The organism is Saprospira sp. CCB-QB6, assembly GCF_028464065.1.
In the GTDB taxonomy this organism is placed as follows: domain Bacteria; phylum Bacteroidota; class Bacteroidia; order Chitinophagales; family Saprospiraceae; genus Saprospira.
In genome coordinates this window covers 3,084,361-3,110,374 of record NZ_CP116808.1, presented here as the reverse complement: position 1 = coordinate 3,110,374, position 26,014 = coordinate 3,084,361, and the positions used below count along the sequence as shown (strand labels likewise).

Sequence of the window (26,014 nt, the reverse complement as noted above, 5' to 3'; positions counted from 1 at the left end):
CGCCTTCGGCGGGCGCTACGTTTCAGGGCTCGCAAGTCTGCTCGGCCCTGCAGCCGCCTTTGGCGGCTTTGGTCTGCGGCTTCGCCGCCCCCTTACACATCGCTAGGCCATTGGTCCCAGCCTTCTAAAAGTAAGATATTTTTCCATAAAAAAAGGGCTGTCGATAATCGACAGCCCTTTTTTGGGGAATCTCTTTAGTAGATTCAGGCGGCTTTTTTGGCCAGCGTCTTACAAACTGCAACAAACTCACTGAGCATCATGGCCGTAGCGCCCCAAACTGTTTTTCCACAAAGATCAAAATAAGGCATATTGGGTAAAACCGAGCCATTATAAGTTTGAATATCTTTGCGCTTGCGGTTATCCATATCCAGCAATTCGGCCAAAGGGATTTCAATAATCTCTTCCACTTCTTCGGCATCGGGGATAAAATTGGGTCGTTCTTCTAGGTAGCCCACAAAGGGATAAACTAGATAATTGCTAACGGGAATATAGAGTGAGGTCATTTCCCCAAGCAATTCCACCGTTTCGGATAACACGCCAAATTCCTCTTCTGTTTCTCGGAGAGCGGCGGCGGCGGGACCGGCATCAAAAGTTTCTAGGCCTCCCCCAGGAAAGCTAATTTGTTTGCTGTGGGGAAAAGGCGAGTCGGGCCGCTGCATAAGTGCGGTATGCCATTCGCCTTCATGTACATAAAGGAGCAGCAAGGTAGCGGCTTCTTTATATTTTTTGGGCAATTTGAAGCGAGATTCTTGGTCTGCTCTCCGGGCGAGTGCTTGGCCCATCATTTCTTTTTGTGCGCTTTGTCCGGGTAGTTCTTGACTGAGTTGTGCCTGCAGATGGCGAATAAATTTTGCTTTCATTTTCCTTTTTTTTTAAAAGCTAATATTTCTTTTTTTAACTTAAACGCTGCCCAAGTCGTTCCTGTTGGGCGACCTTCTATTTTAGAAGGCATTTAAAAATTGTTTGTCCTGCATTTGTTCGCTTTTTTTGCGCTAAAAGCAGGCCATTCTAAGGCTATTCATAGTCTTTTTTTTGCTAACAAACCTTCTTTATGATTATATCTGCGATTGTGGCTTGCAACCAAAATAGAGCCATTGGTAAGGGGAATAAAATGCCTTGGTATTTGCCTGCTGATTTGCGTTATTTTAAGGCCACCACATTAGGCCATCCGATTATTATGGGGCGAAAAACCTTTGAATCTTTGGGGCGGCCCTTGCCCAACAGGAGAAACATTGTGTTGAGTCAGCAAAAGAAATACGGTCCAGAAGGGGTAGAAGTTTTTGCTTCGCTCTGGGAGAGTTTGAAGCAGCTCAAAAAAGAGGGTTGTGAGCAAGTATTTATTATTGGAGGGGGGCAGATTTATCGGCAGGCGCTTCCTTTTTGCCACAAGTTGTATTTAACAGAGGTCGAGATTGAGTTGCAGGGGGCCGACACTTTTTTTCCAGAGCTCAAGTTAGAGAACTGGACCTTATTGAGTGAAGAGGCACATGAAAAGGACCAAAAGAATCTGTATAATTATAGCTTTAAGGTCTATGAGCAAAAAAACCGGCGCAGTTTACTCAAAGGTTTAGCGCATTAGGTCCAGAAGGCGCGCAGCGCCTGGCTGAGGGATGGGCAGGGGTGGCCGAAGGCCAGACCGAGCAAAACGAGCGTTAGCGAAGTTTTGTGAAGGGCCGAGCAGACCTGCGAGCCCCGCAGCATAGCGACCCGACCGCAGGGAGGGGAAGCCCCAAAATATAAAAAGAAGCAGTAAAAATATATGAGTACAGCAGAGCAGAAAGAGCAAATAGCGCATCGGCAGGCGATTTTACTGGACCTCTTGATGTTAATTTTGGTGGTTTTGGATTTAAGTTGGATTGCTTTTGATCAAATTTTTGATATCAAATTGATTCGAGAGCAATTATTTGATGCTTTTTTGCCTCAATTTAGTCGTTGGTATTATGAGGAGGTGCATCAGAGTTTTTTGCTTTATGAATCGACGATATTTGGGACTTTTTTCATTGTAGAAATTAGTTTGCGTTGGTTGTGGGCGATTTGGAAAAAGCGTTATGCCAAGTGGTTTTTCTATCCGATAGTGCATTGGTATGATGTCTTGGGTTGTATTCCCTTGAGTTCTTTTCGGGTCTTGCGTTTTTTGCGGGTCATTGCTTTGCTGTATAGTTTGCACAAGTGGAAATTTGTCAATTTGTACAATTACAGCTTATTTCGCTTATTGATTCATTATTACAACATTGCGGTAGAGGAGATTTCTGATCGGGTGGCAATTTCTTTATTGGAAGAGGCCAAGACAGAAATTCGTCGGGGGACGCCTTTATCTAAAGCCTTGGCGCAGGATGTATTTCGGCCTAGACATGCGGAGCTAACGGATTGGGCGGCTGGGCATATTCAGGCGGGTTTGCAACTGCATTATCATCGGCACCGCTATGAAATACAGGCTTATTTGAAAGACATCATTGAGGAAATCACGCATGGGAACAAAGAGCTCAAGCGCTTGCAGAAGATTCCCGTTTTGGGTAAATCTATACAGCAGGATGTGGAGCAGGCTGTATCGAACATCACCTTTGGGGTTATTGATCGTTTGACCACAGATTTGGCGAATAAAGAGCATTTGGTGGTTTTGGAAACCACTGTAGCCGCTGTTTTAGAGGTCATTTTTCAGATGAGTGAGCACAGCAAGGGGGAGAAAGATAATTTGGCCAATGATTTAGTCATTGAAAGTGTAGACCTCATCATCAATCGCATACGCAAAAAGCGTTGGCAAGAAGTCGAAGCCAGCTGGAAGGCCTGAATTTACTATACTTTGGCCCATAGTTCAGTGAACAAAAAAAGTAGTTTAGCATTATAATTTTCAGCTTCAACTCTCTATATTTGGCGAAGCTCGAAAAAGCAAAAAAAAATTTGGCCAGCTTGCTGGCCACCAATTATCATATAATTTCAACTCTAACGTTTATGAAGTTATTAGTGTGTGTTAGCCAAACACCTGATACCACTGCCAAAATTAAGTTTACGGCAGATAACAGCCAATTTGATACAAATGGTGTACAATTCATTATGAACCCCTATGACGAGTGGTATGCGCTAGTGCGTGCCCTTGAGCTCAAGGAGCAAGTAGGTGGAACGGTAACCCTTTTGCATGTTGGTCCCAAAGAAAATGAAGCAGTCATTCGCAAAGGACTTGCTATTGGTGCAGACAATGCCGTACGCATTGATGCAGAAGCCAAATCTTCTCTTTTTGTTGCTAAGCAAATTGCTGAATATGCCAAGACAGAAGGTTTTGACCTTCTTTTCTTTGGTAAAGAAACTATTGACTACAACGGTTCTGAAGTACCTGCTATGGTATCTGAGTACCTCGACCTTCCTTTTGTATCTTATGGTATCGAAATGACGGTAGAGGGCACAACAGCTACTGTTCAGCGCGATATTGAAGGCGGTAAAGAAGTACTTGCTGTAGATACTCCATTTGTATTGAGCTGTGCCAAAGGAATGGCCGAGCAGCGCATTCCCAACATGCGTGGTATCATGATGGCCAAGCGTAAGCCGATCCAAGTTGTTCCTGCTGTAGAAGCTGCCGTAGGTGCTGAGTTGGTAAGCTATACCTATCCGCCCGAAAAAGGCGATGTTAAACTTATTGATGCAGACAACATGGACGAGCTCGTTCAACTTTTGCACAATGAGGCCAAAGTCATCTAATTTTTCCTTGACCAAAAATTATCTCAATATATTATGGCTGTATTAGTATTTGCCGAAAGCCTAACAGGCAGTATCAAAAAAATTGCCCAAGAAGCCGTAGCTTACGGTTATCAGGCAGCCCAAGCAATGGGCACAGAATGTATCGCCCTTACAATTGGCCAAGCCGATGGCGCTGGCGATTTGGGCCTTTATGGCGCAGCTAAAGTTTACAATGTAGACGCTAGCAACGATTTTGACGCTCAGGTTTATGCCAGCATTTTGGGCCAAGCGGCCAACAAATTTGGCGCTGATTTGATCGTTTTTGCTCACTCTTCTTCTGGAAAGTCTTTGGCTGGCCGCCTAGCTGCTCGCTTTGATGCCGCTTTGGTTACTGCCGCTACTAGCGTTCCTACTGTTGCCGATGGCGGTTTGCATATCAGCAAAGGGGTATTCTCTGGTAAAGCTTTTGCCACTTATGCCCTCAAAACAGACAAAAAAGTAGTAACTATCGCCGGAAATACTTTCCGTCCCACAGCGGTAGGCGCTGCTGTTGCTGTTGAATCAGTAAGCCTAGATGCCGCTACTGGCCGCATCAGCGTGAAAGAAGTAAACACCGTTACAGGTGCCGTTCCTTTGCCCGAAGCCGAACTGGTAGTTTCTGCTGGCCGCGGTATGAAAGGTCCCGAAAACTGGGGAATTATCGAAGAGCTAGCCGACACTCTTGGTGCCGCTACCGCTTGCTCTCGTCCCGTTGCCGATGTACATTGGCGCCCTCACCATGAGCATGTAGGCCAAACTGGGGTGGCTATCCGTCCCACGCTTTACATTGCTATCGGTATTTCTGGAGCTATTCAGCACTTGGCTGGAGTTAACCAATCTAAGGTGATCGTTGTAATCAACAAAGATCCCGAAGCACCTTTCTTCAAAGCTGCTGACTATGGCGTTGTAGGCGACCTCTTCGAGGTGGTGCCTAAACTAAATGCCGCCCTCGCAAAATTTAAGGCTAATAACTAAGCCTTTGAATTAAGCGAATAAAAAAATCCCCAGTTGCTGAGCAACTGGGGATTTTTTTTGGCCCCGATCAGGTTAGGGCAAAAAAAAGAGCGGGCGACCTCCTCAGGCCTCCCGCTTCTGCCAAAATACATTAACCTAACTAACTATTATGAACCTGTAATAGTTACAGTACAAACTTACAAATATAAAAACTGACAGCCAAATAAAAAAGTGTTTTTTTATTTTTGTTTAACAACAGCCCCCTTTCCCACTATCCCTTAGCCTTAATTTAAGACTTGCTTTAGTTTATCATAACGTAGATGAGTATCAGAAAATCAAGGACTTTTATAGCTTTGCGCTCATTTTTTACTATCTATCTGAGTATACACTCTAAAACAACTGTTTATGAATTTTAAGGACGCCTTTACGGCCAGTATGATCTTATTTGCGGTAATCGACATTATTGGTAGCATTCCTATCATTTTGGACCTACGCAAAAAAGTGGGGCACATTCAATCGGAAAAGGCGAGTTTGGTGGCTGGTATTATCATGATTGCCTTTCTTTTTGTTGGAGAAGAAATTCTCAACCTCATTGGTATTGATGTCAGTTCTTTTGCGGTAGCAGGGGCTTTTGTCATCTTTTTCTTGGCGATCGAAATGGTGCTGGGCATTCAAATTTACAAGGAAGATGCTCCCGAAACGGCCTCTATTGTTCCCATTGCCTTTCCCCTAATTGCAGGAGCTGGAACCATGACTTCTTTGCTTTCTTTACGGGCAGAATACGCCCTGCCCAATATCATCATAGCCATTGTCGTTAATCTGATTGTGGTTTATGCGGTCCTCAAACTCTCTGGTCGAATTGAAAAATTGCTGGGCCAATCGGGCCTTAATGTGATTCGCAAGGTCTTTGGGGTCATTCTTTTAGCCATTTCCATCAAGCTGTTTGCCTCTAATGTAGGCGGTTTGATTAACTAATTGGATTTGGGGCCCGCGGCCGGCTAGCCTTCGCCTAGGTCGGCCGCCGCTATGCTGCGGGGCTCGCTGTTCGCTCGGCCCTTCAACTTCGCTAACGCTCGTTTTGCTCGGTCTGGCCTTCGGCCACCCGCTCCGCAGCGCTGGGCCAATTGGCCCTTCGGGCCAGGGCGGCTTCGCCGCCTATTTAGCGATTTTGCTTGGCAGAGGTCACAAAAAATGCTCTTCTGTTCAAATTCTAAGGGAATCGCATTATCTTAAATAACAAGGCCTATTTTGGTCCTAGCAGGCGGCGAAGCCGCCGCAGGCTGAGGGATGGGCAGCAGTGGCCCGAAGGGCCAGACCCAGCCGCCAAAGGCGGCGCAGGGCCGAGCGATCAGCGAGCTGCGAGACAGCCCGACCCGAGCGAAGCGAGGGGCAGCCCCAAAACAAAACGACTTTTTTAACCTCTATTATAACCTACCCATGCGTCAACTTTCTTCCCCTTTCTTTTGGAGCAGTTTATTGCTGTCGGGATTTTTATTGTTGGGTTTGAGTGCTTGTAGCAAAAAAAGCAAGCCCGCCACCGAGCAAGAATTATTTCAGACGCCCAACGAAGCCTATAAGCATTACATTTCGGCTTATAGTTCGGGCCTAATTTCTAGAGCCGATCCCATTCTGATTCGCTTTTCATCTGATTTGGTCAATAAGGACCAAATTGGGCAAATGGCCGATTCTGAACTTTTGAGTTTTGAGCCCGCGGTTAAGGGAAAGCTCATTTGGGAAAATGCGGCTACGCTGCGTTTTGAGGCAGAAGAAAGCTGGCCACAAAAACAAATTTTCAGGGGGACCTTAGCCCTCAACAAACTATTTTCTAAGGTACCTGATAGCCTAGAAAACTTTCAGTTTGCCTTTAAGGCTTTGCCTCAAGATTTTGAGGTAAGCAGTCATCGCATTTATATTCCAGACCCGAATCAGGCGCATTTGTTGGAGCTTGAGGGTACGATATATACGGCCGATGTAGCTAGTCCAGAAGATGTGCAACAGCTCTTAACGGTTGATTATCCGGGCCAAGAAAAGTTGGAGTTGCTTTGGAAGCATCAGGCAGATCAAAGAACGCATCAGTTTACAGTTAAAAACATTCAGCTCAAAAAGGGTGGTGAAGATGGAGAGCTCTTTTTGCGCTGGGATGGTAAGGCATTGGGCCTTGAAAAAACGGGCGTAGATACGATTAAAATGCCTTCGGAGCTTTTTAAGGTCATGCAAGTAAAGGTCTTGAATGATGAATCGGGCTATCCTTATTTTGCAGTGCAGTTTTCTCAGCCTTTATCGCAGTATAGTTCTTCAGAGCCAGATAATTCGGACCTTATTCGCCCTTACAACAGCTTGCGAGAAATAGATTACATCAGTATTTTTCAGGGTGATACCGAAGTGAGTCGTCGTTTTGACATTTTTGCGGAGAAAAATGAGTTAAAGTGTATTCCTCGAAACAAAAGTACTTCTGGAGATTTCAAGTTGGTGCTCAATGAGGATTTGCGTTCATTTTCGGGCGATAAGCTCAAGGGGCAACAGGAATTCAAAGCCACACTTCAGTCGGCCCAGCCTGCTGTTCGGCTCTTGGGAGAAGGAACTATTTTGCCCAATAATAAAGGCTTATTCTTTCCTTTTGAGGCCATCAATCTCAAGGCGGTTGATATACAGCTAATCAAGGTCTATGAAAATAATGTTGTGCAATTTTTGCAAAACAATAATCTAGACGACCAATACCTCAATTATCTGGGTCGGGTTGTGGTACAAAAGCGGGTTTCTTTGCAAGATTTGGCCCCCAATGCCAATCCTAATGAGTGGACCCGTTACGCCATTGCTTTAGATGAGCTCATCAAGCAGGAACCTGGGGCTATTTATCAAGTGGCTATCGCCTTTAGAAAAGAGTATCAGGCCTTTGGTTGTGGGGCTTCGGCGGCATTGGGGCTAGAAAGCACGCTTCCCCTCTATCAAGAAGAGGAAGAAAGCCAAGAATTGGTCAGTTTCTTTGATCGAGAAGAATTTTATTACTACAGCTATAGTCGACGTAATGATCCTTGTACTGATGATTATTACAATCACAATCGTTTTATACGTCGCAACCTCTTAGCTTCTGATATTGGGATGATTGCCAAAAGAGGGCCGAATAGAGAAATCTTACTGGCATTAGCTGATCTTAGAACTACAGATCCTATCAGTAATGCCACAATTAAAATTTACGATAAATTTCAACAGCTCATGGCTGAATTGCAAACCGATAAAAATGGTTTTGCAAAAACGACCACAAAGTATGAACCTGCAGTAGTTGTTGCAGAATACAACAACCAAAAAGGCTACTTGCGCATGGCTAGAGGAAACAATCTCTCTCTCAGTCGTTTTGAAGTTGGTGGAAGCCGAGTAGATAATCAACGAGGCTTAAAAGGAAGCATTTATGGAGAACGGGGCGTTTGGCGCCCAGGCGATTCTCTTTTCTTGACGGTTGTTTTGGAAAGCAAAGAAGAGGCTCTTCCAACTCAATACCCACTCAAATTGCAATTGCGCAACCCTCAAGGACAGATAGTTTATAGCCGAACAAAAGGCGAACACCTAAATGGGGTCTATAGCTTTAAAATTAAGACCGAAGACAATGCTCCTACGGGAAATTGGTCTGCAGAAGTTGAAGCAGGTGGCTTGAATTTCAGCAAAAGGATCATGATTGAGACGGTTAAGCCTAACCGCCTTAAAATCAACCTAGATTTTGGCAAAGACGAGCTTTTTGCAGAAGACCGCCAACTCAAAGCCGACCTCAAAGTGAAATGGTTGCATGGCGCTCCAGCAGCTAAAATCCGCAGCAAAGTGCAGATGAGCTTAAGTCCTATGCCTACCAACTTTGAAAACTATAAAAACTTCATTTTTGATGACCCTAGCCGTCTCAACTATGAGGGCAGCCCTTTTACCGTATTTGACGCTAGCCTCAACGAACAAGGTTTTGCTCAACTACAGGGAGAAATTAAACTCGAAGCCTTGCCCGCGGGAAGACTTCGAGCTGGCTTTAATGTTCGTGCCTTTGAATCTGGTGGAGATTTTAGTGTAGATAATTTCTCTATGCCTTTTTCTCCCTTTACGGCCTATGTCGGCATTGAAATTCCAAAAGATAATAGCGAAAGAAAAACCCTAAAAGTCAATGATGGCAATAAAATTAACCTTGTTGTCGTCGATCAACAAGGACAACCGCTAGCCAACCGCAAAGTCAAAGTCGGCCTCTATCGCCTCGATTGGCGCTGGTGGTGGGACAATGATTCCGAGAACCTTTCTCGTTTTAGCAGTAGCTATCACAAAGGGGCTATTTCTACGATGGAATTGACCACTGATGCTCAAGGAAAAGCTGTTTATCAAGTAACTCCAGAAGAATGGGGCCGCTATTTGGTCCGAGTAACCGAAGAAAGTAGCGGACACTGTACCGGTGACTTTTTCTATGCTGGCTCTCCTTGGGATGATAGCGATTTTGGCAACCGATCTGCCGCCAGTATGTTAGCTTTTTCTCCAGATAAGGATGTTTATGCTCCAGGAGAAGAAGTAGTCATTCAATTGCCCGCAGGCAAAACGGGCCGCGCCCTCTTGAGCTTGGAAAATGGGAAAAAGATTTTAGAGCACCGCTGGATTAAAATTCAAGATAACCAAAAAGGAATTCAAGAGGTTCGCTTTAAGGTAGATAACAAAATGAGCCCTACTGTCTATGCGCATATCAGCTTAATTCAGCCCCATCAGAATACGCTAAATGACTTAGTTATTCGAAGCTACGGAGTCATTCCAATTCGTGTAGAGGACCCCGCTACCCGTTTAGAACCACAACTAGAAATGCCCAGTAAATTACAACCAAATAGTACGGTGAGTATTAAGGTTCAAGAGGCCAAAGGCCGTCCTATGACTTATACCATTGCTATGGTTGATGAAGGATTGCTAGATCTTACGCGATTTAAAACGCCTAACCTCTGGCCAGAATTCTACAAAAAAGAAGCTCTTGGTATAAAAACTTGGGACCTTTATGGGCAAGTTTTAGGCGCTTTTGGCCAACAACTAGACCGTATTATTACTGTTGGTGGTGGTAGTGGCATTGATCCCGCTCAAGCCAAAAAAGCCAATCGATTTAAACCCATGGTCCGCTACTTAGGCCCTTTTGAGCTTAAAGCAGGCGCCAAAGCCGAACATCAAGTTAAGATTCCCAATTATATCGGTTCGGTTCGAACCATGTTGGTGGCCGCTCAAGATGCCGCTTATGGTCAAGCCGAAAAAACAACTCCTGTCCGTAAAGACCTCATGACCTTGGCCTCTTTGCCTAGAGTGCTCTCGCCTAAAGAACGCCTAGCCTTGCCCGTTACGGTTTTTGCCATGGAAGAAGATATTAAAGATGTAGAAGTCAGTTTGGAGACCAATGAATTGCTTCAAATTAAAGGAGAAAAAAGCCAGAAACTCCGCTTTGACCAAATTGGAGAACAAATGCTTTCCTTTGAAATTGAAGCCGCAGAAGGATTGGGCGTAGCTCAAATTAAGGTTATCGCCAAATCTGCTGGAAAAACGGCTACCTATGAATTAGAGGTCCAAGTTCGTAACCCTAATCCCCGCATTAGCAAAACTTATGCGGCCGTTTTGCAACCCGGTGAAAGCTGGGAACAAGCCCTGGCCCGCATTGGAATGCCTGGTACAAACAGAGCAAGCCTAGAACTCTCTCGTATTCCAGCCCTTAACCTACAAAAGCGATTAGATTACCTCAAACGCTACCCTTATGGCTGCGTGGAACAAACCGTTTCTGCCGTTTTTGCACAATTGTATTTGGGCTCACTAATGCCCCTAAGCAAAAAAGAATCAGCAGAAGTAGAGAAAAATGTTAAAGCCGCAATTAACCGCTTGGCCCGCTTCCAAACCGCTACTGGTGGCTTTGCCTACTGGCCTGGCGGAAGTGAAGCCTCCGAATGGGGCAGTAGCTATGCTGGCCACTTCTTATTGGCCGCAAAAAAAGCAGGCTATTTGGTGCCTCAAGCCATGCTCGACAATTGGGCAAACTACCAGAGAAGTATGTCGCGCATCTGGCGAATGCCTCGAGGACAACAACTGGACCATCAGTCTAATAGCCCCTTAATGCAGGCCTATCGCCTTTATACCTTGGCCCTAGCCGGCAAAGCCGAATTAGCCGCTATGAATTTGCTACGCAATCAGCCTTTACTGACTACCAACGCCAAATGGCGCTTGGCCGCAACCTATGCTCTTACGGGCAATAACCGCTTGGCCAAAGACATGATTCAAGGCTTGCCTCAAGAGGTGGGTAGCTACCGAGAACTAAGCTATACCTATGGCTCTGACCTCCGTGATGAAGCTATGATTCTGGAAACCCTCAATCGCCTTGGGCAAAAAACTCAAGCGACTAGAGTGCTACAGCAATTGGCCCAAAAACTTAGCTCAGATCACTGGTACTCTACCCAAGCTACCGCCTACGCCCTTTTGGCCGCTGCCGATTTTGTCAAACAACAAAAAGGAGGCGCCCAAGCCAAAAATAGCTACAACTTTAGCTTTGCCCAACTCAATGAGAATGCAGAACTTGAGCAAGCTCCAATTTTTGAAACCGAATTGCCTGTCGGTAGCCAAGCCGAAACCCTTAAGGTGAAAAATACAGGTGGCGCACCGCTTTTTGTTCAGGTTTTACTAGAGGGGCAAGCCCTACAAAATGAAACCGAAGAGATTAGCAATGACCTCAAATTGACGGTTAAATACCAAGATTTGGAAGGTAATAAGCTAGATATTAACCAAATTAAACAAGGCACCGATTTTATGGCGATTGTTGAGGTGGCCAACCCCGGCCAAAGAGGCCGATATGAAGAACTGGCCCTAGAACAAATTTTTCCCGCAGGCTGGGAGATTTTGTCCAACCGCATGAATGCCGCCCTAGGCGCTGGCGATAGCCGAGCCGATTATCAAGACATCCGCGATGATCGCGTTTATAGCTTCTTTGATTTGGGCGCTGGCCAAAAAATGACCTTCAAAATTTATTTGAATGCCGCCTATAAAGGCCGCTTTTACTTGCCCCACCAATCTTGTGAGGCTATGTACGACCACAGCATTTTTGCCAATAAAGCTGGCGGTTGGGTAGAGGTTAACTAGGCCCCTCTACTATTGGAAAAGCGCTAGCCGTCCGAGAGACGGTTAGCGCTTTTTTATTTTTATTCTGCTGTTTTGGGGCCTCCCGCCTGCGGCGGGCGCTACGTTCCGCAGCTCGCTGTTCGCTCGGCCCTGCGGCAGCAAAGCTGCCTGGGTCTGGCCTACGGCCACTGCTGCACATCGCTAGGCCAAAAAAACTGCGGCTCTGCCGCAGCCCGCCAAAGAGCAAATTAAGCCTTGGCCCATTTTCTCAACTGGTTGAGCGTAGCCTGCATATCTTTGGGCGGATCTGCCTGAAAATCTAAGGTTTCACCACTGCTGGGATCTGCAAATTGAAGTTGATAGGCATGTAAGGGCACTCTTTGTAGCAGTGGACGCTCTTCTGCATATTTGGCCGAACGGTATTTTTGGCCCTTGATTTCAGACAAGAAAAATTGCTCTTGACCACCATAACTAGGATCCACCAATAAAGAATGGCCCAAATGCTTAAGATGCAAGCGAATTTGGTGAGTGCGGCCCGTTAAAATATCGCAAGCGAGTAAGCTATGCCGCTTAAAAGTTTCTAATGTAGAATAGTCAGTAATAGAGGGTTTTCCCTTTCTGGCTACAGCCATACGGCCCGCAATAGTTGGGTGTTTGGCAATTGGAGCATCTATTCGGCCTTCTGCGGGATAAGGTTGCCCAAGAACCAAAGCCCAATAGGTCTTTTTGGTTTTGCGCTCTTCAAACTGAAGACTCAAATTTTTGTGTGCTTCGGCTGTTCTGGCAAAGCAGATAATTCCCGAAGTATCTTTATCTAGACGGTGTACAATATAAATTTCGCCAAAATCGGCTTGTAGAATATGATAGAGATTGGGTACTTCATCGGGACGGAAGCGATCGGGAATGCTAAGCAAGCCAGGCGCTTTATTGACCACGATAAAGTCCTTAGTTTCAGCAATAAGCTGATAGTTTAGTTTTTTTGCCATTTTAATTTAGCGTTCTAATGTAATGCAGAGACAGTTGGCCCTTTTTTCTTCTGCCCGCAGGGCAGATTTTGGCGCCTGCAAGGCGTTTTTTGGGCCTAGCGCTGTGGAGGGGTGGCCGAAGGCCAGACCAAGGCGCTTTGCGCCGCAGGGCCGAGCGAACAGCGAGCCCCGCAACCTAGCGCCGCAGCTTGCTGCGGAGGCCCCAAAGATCCAAAAAAAAAGCAGCTTCCGTAAATAATCTTTACGAAAGCTACTTGGGGGCTTGAAAAAATGCCCTGAAGTCTTTATAGTTGGGGAAGTTTAATTAGACTAGGTGCGTTGGCATGGGTAAGTTCTAGGGCTTCGGCTTCTAGGTTTTTCTCTTTGATGCGAAAGCTTCCTTTACTGCCATCGGGATGAACTTTGAGTTGACCTTTGATGATGTAGGGATTGGTCACCCATTGATCTCTCCAAGAAATTTTGAGGTCCATGACTAGGTGGCTAGCTTCTACATCCGCTTTGAGGACTTCTAGTCCAGGAGATTGGAAAGGTTCGGGGTAAACGGCTTTGATTGCGTACCAAACCGATGCCTTGGCCAATTCTTCAGGATTATTGCCTTTTCGTTTATAGGGCCGCTTGAGATGAGCAATTTTTAGTGGGCCAACTTTGGATCTTGTTTGTTCAGTTAGGGTAGTTAATTCTTCTCCCTCTGTTTCTGCTTCATCTTGAAAAAACCCATCTGAGATATAAACAGTTTCTTTGGGGAGTTGGAGTAGGTCCTTCTCATTTCCTTGATTGCAGGCGGTTAGTACGATAAAGCTAAAAAGGTATAAGAGGTAAGAATAGGAACTTTGATACTTCATACGGTCCATTATATAAGTTCGTAAAAACAGCTGATGAATGGGGAATTTATTCAGGCCGTTGAGGCTAAGTTGGTTGTCTTTTATTGGTCGTCACAAAATAAGTGATATTTTGTATATTATTTTAACTTTGGGTCTTAAAAAACACCACAATCTCTTTATTATCAGTAATAAATCCAAATGTTAAGCTGTTAAAGCTATCTTATTTAACAAGCTTTCTTATCTTCACATAAGCCTGTGCATCAAGGATGCCCAATGCTTGAGCGCTGGTTGGCGATAGCATAACGATTGAGCCGCGAGCAAAGGGAGTATCTGGAACAGATCCTAAAACTTTTGCATATATTCGACGTTCAATCATAGGGTTTTCGATTAGGATTACATCTCCAGCTGGGGCTCCATCATAGAGAACGTAAAGTCCACTAGTTTGTTGACTAAGTTGTTCATATTTAGGCCAGCAGGCGCGCCCTTCTTCTGCGGCTTCGCTTTTCCCTCGGATGAGGCCCAACTCGTATTTTTTTCGCCATTTTCGATTTTCTTCAGCCAGTGCACCGTCTAAGCCTGTATGTCGACTTAGGCTGTCACTAACTCCTTTCAAAGAGAACCAACCTATTTGTAGGCGTTGGCCTTCGTATAGTGTTGCAGCACTCAGTTGATTGCGATTTTGGAGTAGTTCTACGGGCATATTGAAATGTTTGCGAGCGACTCTCCAGAGGGTTTCATTAGCTTTTACCTCATAATAAACTTTTACATAATTGCTATCTACATAAGGACGAGGTTTGCTGCGCAAAATAGCTTTGGCGCTAATTGGAATGCGTAATTTTTCGCCTACTTTGAGACTTCTATCGGACAATCCTGGATTACAATAATAGAGATCGGCCAATTTGATTTGATAAAAGTTTTTCATAGAGTAAAGCGTTTGCTTGTGCTTTACCTGATGCAAAAGATAAACTCTTCCGCCACTGATATCTACAAAGACGCTATCTTCTGGAGCAAGTTTAATATTTTGAGCCTGTGCTAATTGACTTACGAAAAGGAGAAGTAGAAAGATGATATAAGGCATAAATTTAGTTAAAATAGTTGGAGTTGGGGGTCTTGATAAGGTTCTGGAATTTTGATGGACCAATCTGTTTTTTCGGCCAATTGTTCCGCCATATACTGGCAAATATCGGGCGCCAAGATGTTATCGGGTTCGTGTAAAAAGAGATAAAATTCTCTAATTCCCTTTTCTTGCAACTCAATTACTTTGGCGATCCAAGCATCTACTCGTTCATAATCGCTAGGCAGCAATCCATTTCCCACAAAGCGAAGCATCAATACAGGAGCAGTCAATTCAAGATGCAAAACATCTCTTCGGCCAGCAACATCAGTAATACAAGTTCCCACTTTATAATGCTGTAATAGGTCAAAATAGTCTTTGCGGGCCAAAGGATCGGCAAAAATATCGGCTTGGCGAGCTTCTATACAAATGGGAAACAGACTTTGCGGATACTGTTTTAGAAATTGCTCTAATAAAGGCAATTTTGATGGACCAAAATGCGGGGGCAATTGCATAAAGCCCCAGCCCAAACGAGAACCCAAGCTTTGTAAACGCTCTGCAAAACTTGGCCCCAGCCCCAAATTGATGCCCAAATCGGCCGCATGACTGATATTTTGCCCCAGTTTGGGCGAAAAGCGAAAACTAGCAGGGGTTTCTTCTCGCCAACGTTCCAATAATTCTACTTTGGGCAATTGATAATGTGTAGAATTTAACTCAATTCCATCAAATTGTTGCCCATAAGCCCGCAAATAATCTCTAGGCGTTGTCCCCGGCGAATAATAACGCCCTACCCACTCTTTCATCGCCCAGCCCGTACAGCCAATATATACAGCGGGCTTTTTGGGAGATCGCCCAGCCAAAAGGGCTTCTGTTCTAGACGAAAGTGCGGGTAAAGAAAAATCTACCCCGGAAATATCTGTAAGTTTGCCAAATTTCATTGATCGCTTTTTTTGTCCTGAAGACACAAAGGTCTTGAACTCATTTTAATTTTAGTCGCTAAAAGGGCTACTTTTTTTTAAGGGCAAAAGACGCTATCTTCAGCCAAAATCTAGAATATGCGCCCAATTTACTTCCTTTTTGCCGCCATTTGTCTACCCGTTTTTATCTTCTGGCCCCCTCAAAAGGCCCCAGCCCAAACCGAAGTCTTTGCCCCCGAAATCAAAACGGGCGCAGAGCAAATGCACCACTATCTCCCCTACCTTAAAGGTAAACGCCTCGGCTTGCTGGTGAATCATAGCTCTACAATTCAAAAAACACATTTGGTAGATAGCTTGTTGGCCTTGGGCCTAAATGTCAAAAAGATTTTTGCCCCCGAACATGGATTTCGAGGGACTGCAGACCGTGGCGAGAAAATTCTAGATGCCAAAGACCCCAAAACGGGCCTCCCCATTGTTTCGCTCTATGGCAAAAACCGCCAAGCCAAAGCTAGCGAATTGGCCGATTTAGATTTGGTCATTTTTGATATCCAAGATGTAGGCGTCCGCTTTTATACCTATAGCTCTAGCATGACCTATATGATGGAGGCCTGCGCCAGAGCCAAAATTCCCTTTTTGGTCCTCGACCGCCCTAACCCTTTGGGCCATTATATAGATGGACCAATTCTCGAAAAAGAACAGCGCAGCTTTGTGGGCCTTCACCCCGTTCCCATTGTACACGGCCTCACTTTGGCCGAATATGCCCGCATGATTAACGAGGAATATTGGCTGGCCGATAGCCTCCAATGCGATTTGCAATATGTGGCCTGCCTCAATTATCGACACGATAAATACTATGAGCTGCCCATTAAGCCCTCTCCCAATTTACCCAATATGCGCAGCATTTACCTCTATCCAGGCCTCTGCCTTTTTGAAGGTACCCAATTTTCAGTTGGCCGAGGCACCCAAAAACAATTTCAATGCTACGGACATCCCGCCTTCCCCAGCCGCCAATACTCCTTTAAACCAGTGCCCATGCCCGGCGCAAAATCCCCCGTCCAAAACCAAAAACTTTGCTGGGGCGAAGACCTCTCCACAACTACCCTAGATAGCCTGCAAACCCAAAACCAAATCCCTCTTCAATACTTTTTGCAAGCTTATGCAAAGGCCCCTGCCAACTTACAGCAAAAATTCTTTTCTCAAGCCGCTTTTTTCGATAAATTAGTGGGCAATAGCTGGCTCCGAACAGCCATCCAAAACGGAGAAAACGAAACCCAAATCAGAGCCCGCTGGGCCAAAGAACTAGAACACTATAAGGTATTGCGCCAAAAGTATTTACTTTATCCTTAAGTGTTTATTTTGGGGCCTCCGCAGCAAAGCTGCGGCGCTAGGTTGCGGGGCTCGCTATTCGCTCGGCCCTTCGCAAAAAATGCTGCGCATTTTTGCTCGGTCTGGCCTTCGGCCACCCCTCCACAGCGCTAGGCCATTTAGGGCCTGCGGCCCTACTGCCGGCTAAATAGCCGGCAGCTCCAAACGATCATCAATCATCAATCATATTATTATGCAACCTCCTGTTTTAGGGCAATATGCCCCAGAGTTTATGAAATCCTTCTTATCGCCTTTCAAGCAAAAGCTCTTTTTGATTAGCCAGCTGCCTGGCGCTTGGTTTATGGGCGTAAAAATGAAGACCTTAACGCATGAGCGCTCTGTTGTCCATCTCCCATTTAGTTGGTATTCTAAAAATCCGTTTAAATCAACTTATTTTGCGGCCCAAGCAGCAGCCGCTGAGTTGTCTACAGGGATTTTAGCCAATATGCTCCTCTATAAAGGACCAAAAATGTCTATGTTGATTACGGGCATGCGGGCCGAATACTTCAAAAAGGTCAATAAAACCGCTCGTTTCGTTTGCGAGCAGGGAGAAGAAATTAAAACTTGTATGCAAAAGGCCATAGATACGGGCCAAGGCCAGCGCATTGAAGTCATTTCTGAAGGCTATATGACTGGTCCAGATGGTCAAGATATTTTGGTTTCTCGCTTTTATTTTGAATGGAGTTTTAAAGCGAAATAATTTAAGTATGAAATATTTATTTGCGGCGCTAGGGCTGCTGTTTTTGGCTACAGCCTGCGATTTGGAAGAGGGCTGCACTGACCCCACTGCAGAAAATTATGCCCCAGAAGCCGATACCGATTGTTGTTGCGAATATTTTGGTTTGCGGCTCAACCGCTCAGGGCTTTGGGCCGATACCAGCAGTTTTAGCTGGTCCAGCAAATATCCAGATATGCAAGGCGATAGCTTTCAATTAGAACAATTTCGCTTTTTTGTATCTTCTTTTGCCCTGCGCGATCATGATGGGCAATGGTGGCGGGTACAAGACAGTTTGCTCTATCCCTTGGCCAATGGCAGCAGCCGCTATTTAGCTAGCGATATTGCCATTTGGAGAAATAATAGCTTTTTGTATGATTTGGGCCGTTTTGATCAAGCTAGAGAATTTGATCGGCTACGTTTTTTGGTTGGGGCAGATCCTAACTGGAGTGATTTGGCGCCCAGCCAGATCGAAAGTAGCTTGGCCCTAAGCAGTAATTTTACGGCTAGTTTATATGAAAATGGGACTTATCGCTCAGCAGAGATGCAAGCCGTACTGGGTCTAGATAGCAGCCAATATGTACTGAGCGATACAGTTTGGGTAGAACTGCCTTTGGCCCTTTCTGGTTCTTTTGATGAAAATTTGAGCTTATCCTTAGCCCTAGATTATTCAGATTTATTGCGGGGGGTAGCCTTTAATCGAGATGATTCTAGCCAGATTGTGCAACAGATTCGCCAAAATATGGCCAATGCATTTCAGATTCCGTAACAATAAATTTATTGCCCAAGCTCCTTTTCAGGAAGAGTTTGGGCCATTTTAGGTCCAGAAAGGCGCGAAGCGCCTTGGCCTAGCGCTGTGGAGGGGTGGCCGTAGGCCAGACCGAGCAAAAATGCGTAGCATTTTTTGCGAAGGGCCGAGCGAACAGCGAGCCCCGCAACCTAGCGCCGCAGCTTTGCTGCGGAGGCCCCAAAAAGAGAATAGTATGAAAAACCTTATCTATTTAATGCTCAGTCTAATTGGCTTAGCGAGTTGTAATTCTAGGCCTCAAAAATCGACTTATTTAGAGTTAAGTGGTCGGACGATGGGGACCAGTTACAGCATTAATTACCGAGATAGTTTGGGGCGTAATTTTGGGCCGGCTATCGACTCCCTTTTGGGGGAAATTAATGCAGAAGTATCGACCTATATTCCCAGTTCTACGATTAGTCAGTGGAATCAATCTGAGGAAGGCATTAAGGTAGATGATCGGCCACATTTTTTGCGCAACTATCAGTTGGCCAAGCAAGTATTTGGAGAGACAGCGGGTTGGTTGGACCCTAGTCTGATGCCTTTGGTTAATTATTGGGGCTTTGGCTATACCGAAAAACGGCCTGTATTAGCGGTAGACAGCCAAAAAGTGGACAGTTTGCGGGCGCTTTGTGCCTTTGGTCAGTTAAAGCTTGAAAAAGGCTATTTGTATAAGACCGAAGCGGGCAGTGAATTAGATTTTAGTGCCTTGGCCAAGGGAGATGCGGTGGATGAATTGGGGCGTTATTTGGAGGCTCAAGGGATTCGGGATTATATGGTAGAAATTGGGGGAGAATTGCGTTTGCGGGGGCATCAGGAGGGGGCCGAGGGTTGGTACATTGGCATTAATTTGCCCAAAACAGATGCTGGCTTAAGAGAAATTCAGAATATTGTCGAGTTAAAAAACTATAGTTTGGCCACTTCTGGAAATTACCGTAACTTTTACGAAGTCGAGGGCCAAAAATATGCGCATACGATCAATCCAAAAACGGGTTATCCCGAAAAAAGCCAGCTGCTCAGCGCTTCTATTTTTGCCCCTAATTGTGGGCGGGCCGATGCTTGGGCTACCGCTTGTATGGCCATGGGGTTGGAGCGGGCACAGCAGCTTTTGCCCAACTACAAAGAGCTAGAAGCCCATTTAATTTATGTAGATAGTTTGGGACAAATACAGACTTGGTCGACCCCCAAAGCAAAAACTTGGATTAAACAATAATGCCTTATGCGATTCTTCTTAATACTCACAAGTTTATTCTTTTTGTGGCCCAATTTGCAGGCCCAAGAAAAAGAGTTGGCCGTTATGGCACCACTCATGCTTGCTGGAAAATGGACGGGTAAGCTCACTCAAGACAAAGGGGGGATTGCTCGGACCTACTACTACGAAATTGAGATTAGCCTAGACGGACAAGATATTGTGGGAACGGGGATGATTCGGGCTGGGCGAATGTTTGGTTATTTTAACCTAAAAGGCCGCTTAGAAGGGACCAAAGTAACCTTAGAAGATATTGAAATTACCAATGAAGAAATAAAGGAAAGGGCCGCCTGGTGTCTAAAGAAAATGCCCTTAAAATTTAGGTTTCAGGATAGTAAATATAAATTAATTGGTCCTTGGTCTGGCGTAGTGCCTTGGAGAGACTGCTCTCCAGGAGAAATTGAGCTGGAAAAAGCCAGTATCCGGGCCTAGGTGGAATACCTAATTTATTAGTTAAAGTCAAAACTTTTATTCCAAAAATGGCGTTTTGAGGCGATTTTTGCCCTAAATTATGCTAATCAAGCAAAATAAATCACTTCCCACCCCAAAAGTCTAAACAAGAGATATTACGAATAGGTCTTTTTTGGTATGATTTTCAGAGAGGAGAACGTAAATAAACCTCTGCCTACAAATTAAGACTTATTAAGAACTACTGACTGCCCAAGTCTCCCCATTTTGGGCCTAGAAAAAAACGATATTATGAAACAAATCTTTGCCTTTTTTTTCCTAATCAGCAGCTTTGGCATCAGCCAATTGCATGCCCAAGAAGGAGAAGAGCCCCGCTTTCCAGGTTGTGAGGATGTCTCAGATTATGACTGCGCGGATATGAAAATGTTGCAGTTTCTTTTTAGTAATCTTAAACATCCACAAGCCGCCAAAGATGCTAATGTAGTGGGGACAGTTGTGGCGAGTTTTACCGTAACAGCTGATGGCAGCATTACTTCTCCAGCAGTCAAAGAAGGCCTTGGTCATGGTTGCGATGAGGAAGTTCTCCGCCTAATTAACCTGATGCCCAAATGGATTCCTGGCACCGACCCCGAAGGCAACCCGATAGATATGGAATGGGAAATCGATGTTAAATTTAAGAATTAGTAGAAAGACGGCTGAGCCGTCTTTTTTTTTGCCAATGCTTTTCACTTATGCCTTACTATATTTTTTGCTGCTTACTCTTATCTAGCGCAGTTTGGGCCCAAGAAACTCGCCCAGCCCTTTTCCCCTCTTGCAGCGACCCGCTCATCAGTTTGGCCCAACAAGAAGATTGTAGCCGAAAAAAACTTTTGGAGTATATCCATCTCAACTGCCCCTACCCAGACACTGCCCTGCAAGCAGAAGTTGAAGGGGTTATCGTTGCCGCTTTTGAAGTTGATGAACAAGGCCAAATTGCCAAAGTCAAAATCTTAAATGGCCTAAATAAAGCCCTCAATGAGGCCGTCATGCAAACCCTAAGAGGAATCAAAGGCTTTCAGCCCGCTCTAGAAAATGGCCAAGCTATTAAAAGCTGGATCGAGCTGCCTATCCGCTTCCAACTCAATAAATTACTACATATTGCCCAAGAAAATGAGTACCAATTGCTCTGGTCGGGCCCCAGCCAAAGTAATCAACTCAAAAAGAAAGCCCTCAAAGCCCTTTTTCAAGAACAATCGCTTTTTGTGCGCAGCATCGAAGGCCAAAATTTCAAGATCCAAAAGCTAGAAATTACCTATTGGCGCAAAAAAAAGCTGCATACCATCTACCTCAAACAACCTCAAGATTTCTGGACCGAAGAGGTCCAACTCCTCTTTAAAGAAGTTCGCCGAAAAGGAAAACTCTTCCTCAGAGCCCATATCCAAGATGGTTACGAAATGGTCGTCGTCCAAAGAGATTTAGAACTGATTTAAGGATTTGGGGCTGCCCCTTCCGCCGGGTTAAAACCCAGCGCAAAGCGGTATCGCTTTGCGAAGCTATACAAAATGAGGGTTAAAACCCTCATGAATTATCGGGCGGGTCGGGCTGTGTCAGGGCTCGCAGGTCTGCTCGGCCCTTCGCAAAAAATGCTGCGCATTTTTGCTCGGTCTGGCCTTCGGCCACCCTTTTCCATCCCTCAGCCGCGTCGCTTCGCTCCTTTGCGGCGGCTTCGCCGCCTGCCCAACGCAAAAGGACCAAAACAAAGCTCCGCTTAACCCTAAAAAAGGGCAGAAAAACCATGGTTTTTCTGCCCTTTTCCTTGGCCCTAAGCCTGCGGTGGCTTATGCTTCCAACGCTTATGCGACCAAAGCCAATAAGCGGGATCCTTTCGGATTTGTTGCTCTACTTTAGCCATGTAAATTTGGCTAATTTCTTCGGCTGTATGCGCCTGAGGATCCTTAATGAGCTCTTCAAAATGGACCTCATACACTCCTCTTTTGATTTTTTGCACATCAAAGTAATAGATAGGAATATTATAGCTTTGAGCATAGCGGGCTGGACCGTGAATCGTGGCCGTCTGTTGGCCAAAAAACTCCACCCAATGCGCTTTTTTCACGCTACTCGGGTTTTGGTCGGCAATGAGGACCAAAAGCGGAGAATCTGCTTTATGCGCCTCAAATTGCTTGGCCGTCTCATAAGTTGGTACAATGATATTGCCCGACAAACTTCGGCCCTTGAGCATTTCAGCCTCAATCAATTTATTGGCCATAGGCTTATAAATAACCATACTGAGCATAGGCGTTTGAAAGCCAAGACCTGCTCCACCCCATTCCCAGTTGTTATAGTGAGCTCCAGCCAAAACCGCAGCCCCTTGTTTTTGGGCAATGGGGTCCAAAATGTTTCCATTGACGACTTTCCAGCGTTTTTCAGCTTCTTTTTCGCTCATACTCAAGCCCTTTAGGCTCTCCAGAAAGATGTCGCAAAGGTGGCTATAAAACTGCCGTTCTATTTGGCTTCTTTCTGCTTCTGTTTTTTCGGGAAAACAGCGCAGTAAATTGTCTCGGACCACCTGCTTGCGGTAGCCCAACAATTTGTAGAGGACCAAATAAAGAAAATTGGAATAGGCATATAAAAGCCAAAAAGGCGTTAGCTGAAAGCTAAAACGCACGGTCTTAAAGGCCCAAAGCCCCAAATGATCTGAAAATTTTGCCATAAGTTCTGAGTTATGAAATGCAGCTAAAAGCTATTTGGCCTAGCGATGTGCAGCAGTGGCCCGAAGGGCCAGACCCAGCCGCCGAAGGCGGCGAAGGGCCGAGCGAGCAGCGAGCTGCGGAACGTAGCGCCGCAAGGCGAAGCCGCAGCGGAGGCCCCAAATGCTACTGATTATATTCGGCCATAGCCAGCAAGACTTTCTCTAGCTTTTTGCGGATGGTCCAGGATGCACAATTATAATTATTGACGATAATAGAAAAAGCGATTTTGCGGCCCGATCGGCTTTTGACGTAGCCCGTATAAGAGCGAACGCGATTCATAGAGCCGCCTTTACCGTGTAGGTTTTCCTCTAGGGCTGTTTTGCGGCCAAGGTACTTAAAAGTTCCTGTTTTGCCTGCTACAGCCAATAGATTATAAAAATTGGGAAAGCTTTTTTGATCGATATAGACTTTGCGCATAATTTGGGCCATGGTTTTGGCGGGTACGCCATTGCGGGCGGAGAGTCCAGAGCCATCTTGCATAAAGAAGCCCTTGGTAGAAATACCTCGTTTTTCCCAAAAGTCCATAAGCACGCCAACACCCGCCTCAGTAGAGGCTTCCTGCTTAAACTTTTTGCCTAATGTTTTGAGGAAGGACTCGCAATAGAGATTTCGGCTAGCTTCATTGACATGTTGGATAATTTGGGCCAAGGGAGGCGAGTAATGCGTATGAAAACGACGGCGTTTTTCGGCCATTTTATAGTTTCGGTGCGTTACGGGTTGGCGCAAACAGCGAATGCCTTGTGCGTTGAGTGAGCGCCAGAGCCAATGTGCGGCAAACAACTCTGGATTGGGCGCGGCGCCCTTTACCTTAAACTTTTTGCTGCCCTGAGGTAGGCTTCCGCGGATCCAGGCTTGGGGATGATAAGGAGCCGTATAGATGTAGGATTGATCGCCAGAGCGGGGCTTGCCTGTTTCCAGCTCATTGATGACCTCTAGGCTAGGGACTTCAGGCTCGCAGCCCAAAAACTTGGGGCCACGGCTTTGGCTGGCGCTCAGTTGAAATTGCATATAGAAAAGATTATCGTGCAAATTGAGGCCAGAAACGCCTGCTCCATAATGGTTGCCCATATCCATCCATTGCCAGGTAGGGACCATAATCGAGTTATCATAATGGCTACCATCGCCAATAATTAGGCCTGTAATTTTTTGGATACCTGCTTTGCGGACAGCCTCGCAAAATTCATTGGAGAGCTCGTCTAGACTGGGAATATCCTCCATATAAGGCGAGCCCAAGCAGGGGTCACCTGTTCCTTTAAAATAGAGATTGCCATGCAAAACCCCATCTTTAATGTAGCCATCATACTCCAGATAAGTAGCAAAACGATAATTGGCGCCCAAAAGGGCCAGCGTAGTGCTAGTCGTAATGGCCTTCATGGTCGAAGCCGTAATCAGTGATTGTTCTGGATTTCGGCTGGCGATCAGTTCGTTTTTATCGATATCAATAGCGGCAAAACCGATAGAGGCGTAGCGAAGCTCTGGGGCCTGCTCAAACTCCTTAAGTGCCATTTCTAGGCGGTTTTGGGCCAAAATAAGGCTTGGAAGAAGTAGCAAAAAACAAAAGAAAAAGCTAAATTTGTTAGACATAGTAGACGGAATCTGTTAAATATTTTTTAGGCGGTTTTCAGTTCTCAAACTTTATCGTTAATTTCGTTGTTACGACAACAAAATAATCAAAGCCCCTTAGATGGGCTGCATATTTACAATATTTAAAACCAAAGATTGAAATCATGGCCAAGGAAATCACAAATAGCAACTTCGATAGCCTAGTACTTGAATCTGGACAAGTAGCACTTATTGACTTTTGGGCACAATGGTGTGGTCCTTGCCGCGCAATTGCTCCCATCATTGAGGACCTTTCTCAAGAGTTTGAAGGCAAAGCTATTGTAGGTAAGGTAGACATCGATAGCAACCAGGAGATTGCAATGAAGTATAATATTCGCTCTATTCCCACTATTCTTGTGATTAAGGATGGTGAGGTTGTAGACCGCCAAGTAGGCATGACTACTAAGGCTAAATTGAAGTCTAAATTGGAGCAGTACATCGTATAATTGCCCCTACCCTATTTTAAAAAAGGAGCTTGACCTGAGGTCAAGCTCCTTTTTTGTTTTACATCTTCTGCAACAACAACTTCCCAATTTCGGGATCAGTCATTATCACTTTGAGGTGTTTATTGGGCGAGGCGACTAAGTCTTGGGCCATCGCCAAACGGATATCATTGGGCAGAAAGTCAATTTTGATAAAGGACTTGATATTTTGCAACTGTTCTTTGTTTGGCTTAATACTATTGATATTAAGGAAGTTGACCAAACGCGTGCAAATTGTGGCCAAAATATCTACTCTTAAGCTACCTTTAGAAACTACCGACTTAATTGGAGAAAGCACTTCTTGCTTAAAGTCTTTAGCATTGAGAATATCTTCTGGGCTAATCAATTTGGCCAAATTGTTATTGACAAAAGAGAGAAAAGCCGCCACGGTATTGCTATCCAGAGCAGAATCAGCTAAAAGTTGAACAAGGCCCAACTCCTGAGAAAGATCAGGAATATCGGCAATAGATTCAAAGAACTGCACCAAAGAGCGGGGAGTTGTTCGTTCGCCCGTGACCATTTCGGGATAAGTCAATACAAAGTTAATTCCTCTAGGGTCCAAGCCATATTCTTCGGCCCATTTGGCCCATTCTTTCACATCAAACTCCATGGTGATGTGCATCATGCGGGTGAGCATGGCATCATCCATAGGCGTAACGGAATAATCGCCCCCATCGGGATTGGCCGTTAAAACAATTTGCCAACCTTTAGGCAAGCTCCAGCTAACTAGCTCATAGTTTTGCAAGAGCTGCATAATTCCTCTAAGAATGCGGTCATCTGCTCGGTTTACATCATCAATAAGGAGGATGCCTGGTCCTTCTTGCTGCGGCACCCAATCGGGGGGAGAAAATTGCGTTCTGCCCGCTTCATCAATGCGTGGCATACCCACCAAATCACCCATTTCTTCAAATTGAGCTGGAGCAATATAGGCAAACTGATAGCCCTTTTCACGGGCTATACTTTCCACTAACTGTGTTTTTCCAATACCGTGTTTTCCCCAAATACAAATGGGCGTTTTGGGGCGATTTTGCTGCTCCATCCGCTCATTGGTTTTCAAGATATGCTCTACAAAACTACGAAGTTCAGAGGCATTGGTTTTGGTCCCGTAATAGAGGTAATTATGTTGTTCTGATATGGACATAAGCTGGGGT

At 45.2% G+C, this 26,014-nt stretch carries 22 protein-coding genes; 14 read left to right on the top strand and 8 right to left on the bottom strand.

All coding sequences use genetic code 11. The annotated features are described in order from the left end of the window. Positions 1-203: 203 nt before the first annotated feature. The gene (locus PPO43_RS11955) at positions 204-860 is read right to left on the bottom strand and encodes an NUDIX hydrolase (RefSeq protein WP_272618073.1); all 657 of its coding nucleotides are present in this window, start codon (positions 858-860) and stop codon (positions 204-206) included. Positions 861-1,051: 191 nt separating this feature from the next. Between PPO43_RS11955 and PPO43_RS11950 the strand changes: the two genes are divergently transcribed. The 6 genes from PPO43_RS11950 (at position 1,052) to PPO43_RS11925 (ending at position 11,769) form a co-directional block, all read left to right on the top strand. Continuing rightward, a complete protein-coding gene (locus tag PPO43_RS11950; RefSeq protein WP_272618071.1) occupies positions 1,052-1,579 on the top strand; it encodes a dihydrofolate reductase in 528 nt (175 codons plus the stop codon). Between the two features lie 180 nt (positions 1,580-1,759). After that, positions 1,760-2,788 (top strand): ion transporter, encoded by a 1,029-nt coding sequence (locus PPO43_RS11945; protein ID WP_272618068.1) that lies wholly within the window; start codon positions 1,760-1,762, stop codon positions 2,786-2,788. A 161-nt stretch (positions 2,789-2,949) separates the two neighbouring features. Beyond that, positions 2,950-3,690 carry an electron transfer flavoprotein subunit beta/FixA family protein gene (locus PPO43_RS11940; RefSeq protein WP_272618066.1) on the top strand — a complete coding sequence of 247 codons (741 nt, stop codon included), beginning with the start codon at positions 2,950-2,952 and terminating at the stop codon, positions 3,688-3,690. A 33-nt stretch (positions 3,691-3,723) separates the two neighbouring features. Next, positions 3,724-4,683: an electron transfer flavoprotein subunit alpha/FixB family protein gene (locus tag PPO43_RS11935; RefSeq protein WP_272618064.1), complete on the top strand. Its 960-nt coding sequence runs from the start codon at positions 3,724-3,726 to the stop codon at positions 4,681-4,683. A gap of 384 nt (positions 4,684-5,067) precedes the next feature. Continuing rightward, positions 5,068-5,637: a MarC family protein gene (locus PPO43_RS11930; protein WP_272618062.1), complete on the top strand. Its 570-nt coding sequence runs from the start codon at positions 5,068-5,070 to the stop codon at positions 5,635-5,637. 462 nt (positions 5,638-6,099) lie between these two features. After that, positions 6,100-11,769 (top strand): alpha-2-macroglobulin family protein, encoded by a 5,670-nt coding sequence (locus PPO43_RS11925; RefSeq protein ID WP_272618061.1) that lies wholly within the window; start codon positions 6,100-6,102, stop codon positions 11,767-11,769. 227 nt (positions 11,770-11,996) lie between these two features. Here the strand turns inward: PPO43_RS11925 and PPO43_RS11920 are convergent, their stop codons facing one another. The 4 genes from PPO43_RS11920 to PPO43_RS11905 all read right to left on the bottom strand — a co-directional run bounded on the left by PPO43_RS11920 (position 11,997) and on the right by PPO43_RS11905 (position 15,547). Then, positions 11,997-12,734 (bottom strand): RluA family pseudouridine synthase, encoded by a 738-nt coding sequence (locus PPO43_RS11920; RefSeq protein ID WP_272618059.1) that lies wholly within the window; start codon positions 12,732-12,734, stop codon positions 11,997-11,999. 284 nt (positions 12,735-13,018) lie between these two features. After that, positions 13,019-13,576, bottom strand: coding sequence for a hypothetical protein (locus PPO43_RS11915; RefSeq protein ID WP_272618057.1), 558 nt, complete (start codon positions 13,574-13,576; stop codon positions 13,019-13,021). Positions 13,577-13,775: 199 nt separating this feature from the next. Beyond that, on the bottom strand, positions 13,776-14,633 hold the full coding sequence (locus PPO43_RS11910; RefSeq protein WP_272618055.1) for a LysM peptidoglycan-binding domain-containing protein: 858 nt from the start codon (positions 14,631-14,633) through the stop codon (positions 13,776-13,778). Positions 14,634-14,641: 8 nt separating this feature from the next. Beyond that, a complete protein-coding gene (locus PPO43_RS11905) occupies positions 14,642-15,547 on the bottom strand; it encodes a DUF72 domain-containing protein (protein WP_272618053.1) in 906 nt (301 codons plus the stop codon). 117 nt (positions 15,548-15,664) lie between these two features. Between PPO43_RS11905 and PPO43_RS11900 the strand changes: the two genes are divergently transcribed. The 7 genes from PPO43_RS11900 to PPO43_RS11870 all read left to right on the top strand — a co-directional run bounded on the left by PPO43_RS11900 (position 15,665) and on the right by PPO43_RS11870 (position 21,519). Beyond that, positions 15,665-16,873, top strand: a complete 1,209-nt coding sequence (locus PPO43_RS11900; RefSeq protein WP_272618051.1) for an exo-beta-N-acetylmuramidase NamZ family protein — start codon at positions 15,665-15,667, stop codon at positions 16,871-16,873. 211 nt (positions 16,874-17,084) lie between these two features. After that, positions 17,085-17,591, top strand: coding sequence for a DUF4442 domain-containing protein (locus PPO43_RS11895; protein WP_272618049.1), 507 nt, complete (start codon positions 17,085-17,087; stop codon positions 17,589-17,591). A gap of 7 nt (positions 17,592-17,598) precedes the next feature. Continuing rightward, positions 17,599-18,375, top strand: coding sequence for an MbnP family protein (locus tag PPO43_RS11890; RefSeq protein ID WP_272618047.1), 777 nt, complete (start codon positions 17,599-17,601; stop codon positions 18,373-18,375). Positions 18,376-18,589: 214 nt separating this feature from the next. Then, positions 18,590-19,606 (top strand): FAD:protein FMN transferase, encoded by a 1,017-nt coding sequence (locus PPO43_RS11885; RefSeq protein ID WP_272618045.1) that lies wholly within the window; start codon positions 18,590-18,592, stop codon positions 19,604-19,606. A 6-nt stretch (positions 19,607-19,612) separates the two neighbouring features. Then, the gene (locus tag PPO43_RS11880) at positions 19,613-20,074 is read left to right on the top strand and encodes a hypothetical protein (RefSeq protein ID WP_272618043.1); all 462 of its coding nucleotides are present in this window, start codon (positions 19,613-19,615) and stop codon (positions 20,072-20,074) included. A gap of 267 nt (positions 20,075-20,341) precedes the next feature. Then, positions 20,342-20,734, top strand: coding sequence for an energy transducer TonB (locus PPO43_RS11875; protein WP_272618041.1), 393 nt, complete (start codon positions 20,342-20,344; stop codon positions 20,732-20,734). A 47-nt stretch (positions 20,735-20,781) separates the two neighbouring features. Continuing rightward, positions 20,782-21,519 (top strand): energy transducer TonB, encoded by a 738-nt coding sequence (locus PPO43_RS11870; protein ID WP_272618040.1) that lies wholly within the window; start codon positions 20,782-20,784, stop codon positions 21,517-21,519. Between the two features lie 332 nt (positions 21,520-21,851). On the opposite strand, the gene PPO43_RS11865 is transcribed toward PPO43_RS11870, so the two are convergent. Beyond that, positions 21,852-22,739 (bottom strand): lysophospholipid acyltransferase family protein, encoded by an 888-nt coding sequence (locus PPO43_RS11865; RefSeq protein WP_272618038.1) that lies wholly within the window; start codon positions 22,737-22,739, stop codon positions 21,852-21,854. 163 nt (positions 22,740-22,902) lie between these two features. After that, positions 22,903-24,363 (bottom strand): D-alanyl-D-alanine carboxypeptidase/D-alanyl-D-alanine endopeptidase, encoded by a 1,461-nt coding sequence (gene dacB, locus PPO43_RS11860; protein ID WP_272618036.1) that lies wholly within the window; start codon positions 24,361-24,363, stop codon positions 22,903-22,905. A 143-nt stretch (positions 24,364-24,506) separates the two neighbouring features. On the opposite strand from dacB, the gene trxA reads away from it, so the two are divergent. Continuing rightward, positions 24,507-24,827 (top strand): thioredoxin, encoded by a 321-nt coding sequence (gene trxA / locus PPO43_RS11855; RefSeq protein ID WP_336298909.1) that lies wholly within the window; start codon positions 24,507-24,509, stop codon positions 24,825-24,827. A 58-nt stretch (positions 24,828-24,885) separates the two neighbouring features. Here the strand turns inward: trxA and PPO43_RS11850 are convergent, their stop codons facing one another. Next, positions 24,886-26,004, bottom strand: coding sequence for an AAA family ATPase (locus PPO43_RS11850; protein WP_272618034.1), 1,119 nt, complete (start codon positions 26,002-26,004; stop codon positions 24,886-24,888). Positions 26,005-26,014 lie beyond the last annotated feature (10 nt).